Source organism: Cellulomonas septica (assembly GCF_012396155.1).
GTDB classification, from domain to species: domain Bacteria; phylum Actinomycetota; class Actinomycetes; order Actinomycetales; family Cellulomonadaceae; genus Cellulomonas; species Cellulomonas septica.
This window is the reverse complement of sequence record NZ_JAAXOY010000598.1, coordinates 1-2,232: the sequence shown is the minus strand read 5'-3', so window position 1 is coordinate 2,232 and position 2,232 is coordinate 1. Positions and strand designations below refer to the sequence as shown.

At 76.1% G+C, this 2,232-nt stretch carries 1 protein-coding gene and 1 pseudogene; one reads left to right on the top strand and one right to left on the bottom strand.

The features are described 5' to 3' along the window. Nucleotides 1-1,732: amidohydrolase (locus HGA02_RS21200; RefSeq protein WP_168680374.1), on the bottom strand; the 1,732-nt coding region annotated here is incomplete at its 3' end. Between the two features lie 189 nt (nt 1,733-1,921). On the opposite strand from HGA02_RS21200, the pseudogene HGA02_RS21195 reads away from it, so the two are divergent. Then, nucleotides 1,922-2,232 (top strand): annotated as a pseudogene (locus HGA02_RS21195) (hypothetical protein); the annotation flags it as partial.

Genomic DNA, 2,232 nt, shown 5'->3' with positions numbered 1-2,232 from the left:
AGCGGACGGCCGCGACGACCCCGGCGGTCACCGCACCCGCGAACGCCAGCCACGGCAGCAGGACGCCGAGGACGACGAGCAGGCCGCGGAGCGTCACCACGAACGACTGCCAGCCGACGGCGAGGCCGCCGACGAACGACGTGGGTCCCGGCGACGCGGCGGGCACGACACCCGGCCCGACCAGCTCGACCGTGAGCGTCGACAGCGCGACCGCGTCGGCGAGGCGCGCACGCTGCGACTGGAGCTCCTCGAGCCGCGTCTGCCGCTCGGTCAGCGCGTTCTCCGCGGCGACGACGTCCTCCGTGGTCGTGGTGCGTGCGAGGAGGTCGGACATGCGCGCGACCGACAGCTCGAGGCCGCGGATGCGCGCGTCGAGGTCCTGCGCGGCGGCGGTGACGTCCTGCGCGTCGAGGTCGATCTCGTCGATCCGGCCGAGGTCCCGCAGCGCGTCGACGGTGGCCGACACCTCGTCCGCGGGCACGCGGATCGTCAGCGCCGCGGAGCCCGCCTGCTCCTGCGACGCCGCGTGCTCGGAGCGGGAGTCGACCCGCCCGCCGCTGCGCTCCGCGAGGTCGACGACCGCGTCCGCGGCGGTGCGCGGGTCCTCGCCGACGGGCGTCGCCCCGACCGCGACGAACACGCCCGGCACCCGCTCGAGCACGTAGGAGAAGTCCTCGGCGCCCGGGAGCGGCTGCGCCGCCTCGTGCCACGCGTCCGCGCCGAGCAGCGCGGGGACGACGCGCGCCGCCCGCTGCACCTCGTCGGGCGTGTTGACCGTGACCGGGTAGCCGCGCTCGTAGTCGACCGTGGCGGTCAGCCCGTGGGCCGCGGCGACGCCCTCGCACACGCGCGCCAGGCGCTCCGGGACGACCGCGTGCGCGGCCTCCGAGAAGGTGCGGACGGTGGCCTCGAGCCGGGCCGTCGGGGCGATGACGTTGTCGGTCGTGCCGCCGAGGATGTGGCCGACCGTGACGACGACCGGGTCGAACACGTCGAACTGGCGCGTGACCATCGCCTGCAGCGCGAGGACGATCTCGGCTGCGACCGGGACGGGGTCGGCCGCGAGGTGCGGCATCGAGCCGTGCCCGCCGCGTCCGTGGACCGTGACGCGCACCGTGTCGGCGGCGGCGAGGATCGTGCCCGGCCGCGACATCACGACCCCGGTCGGCAGCAGCGACGACATGACGTGCAGCGCGTACGCGGCGACGACCCGGTCCCCGGCCGCGTCGAGCACGCCCTCCTCGATCATGAGCCGCGCGCCGTGGTCGCCCTCCTCGCCCGGCTGGAACATCAGCACCACCGAGCCCGCGATCTGCTCGCGGCGGGCGGCGAGCAGCCGGGCCGCGCCGACCAGCCCGGCGGTGTGCAGGTCGTGCCCGCACGCGTGCATCACGCCCGGCTTCTCGGACGCGAACGGCTCGTCCGACTCCTCCGCGACGGGCAGCGCGTCCATGTCGCCGCGCAGCAGCACCGCAGGTCCCGGGCGCGCGCCGCGCAGGACCGCGACCACGGACGACAGCCCCGTGCCCGTCGTGACCTCGAGCCCCAGGCCGTCGAGCGCGTCGAGCACGAGCCGCTGCGTCACCGGGAGTGCCAGGCCGATCTCGGGCGAGCGGTGCAGCGCGTGCCGGAGCGCGACGACGTCGTCGTGCTGCGCGCGGGCGTCGGCGAGCAGCGCGGCGAGCGCGTCGGCGCCGACCTGGCCGACGGTGGGGTCGAGGGATCCGGTCACGGCTGACCTCCGGACGAGGGCGGGTGGACGTCTCGCACGCTAGCCGCAGGCGTGGCGTCGTGCCCGCGTCGTGCCCGCGTCGGGGCACGGTCGTGCCGGCCCCGCGAGGCCGCTCGCGCACTCCGCCGTGCGGTGGAGCGCGACCTCGGCCAGCCCCGGTCGTGAGGGCGGGAAAGTATCGTGGGACGGATGGCCACGTTCACCGGGTACCTGCGCGCGTGCGGGGACGACGACCTCGTCACGCTGCTGCGCCTGCGCCCGGACCTCGCGTCGCCGTCCCCGTCGACGCTGTCGTCGCTGGCCGCCCGGGCGACCAGCCGCGCGAGCCTCGAGCGGGCGCTCGCGGCCGTCGACGCGGGTGTCCTGCAGGTCGTGGAGGCCGGCATCGTCGTCGTCAACGTCGACCGCGAGTTCGACGACCCGAACGCCGCGCGCACGACGGTGCTCGGCGACAACTACGGCATGGGCGTCAGCGCCGGTCACTACATCTGCGAGCAGCT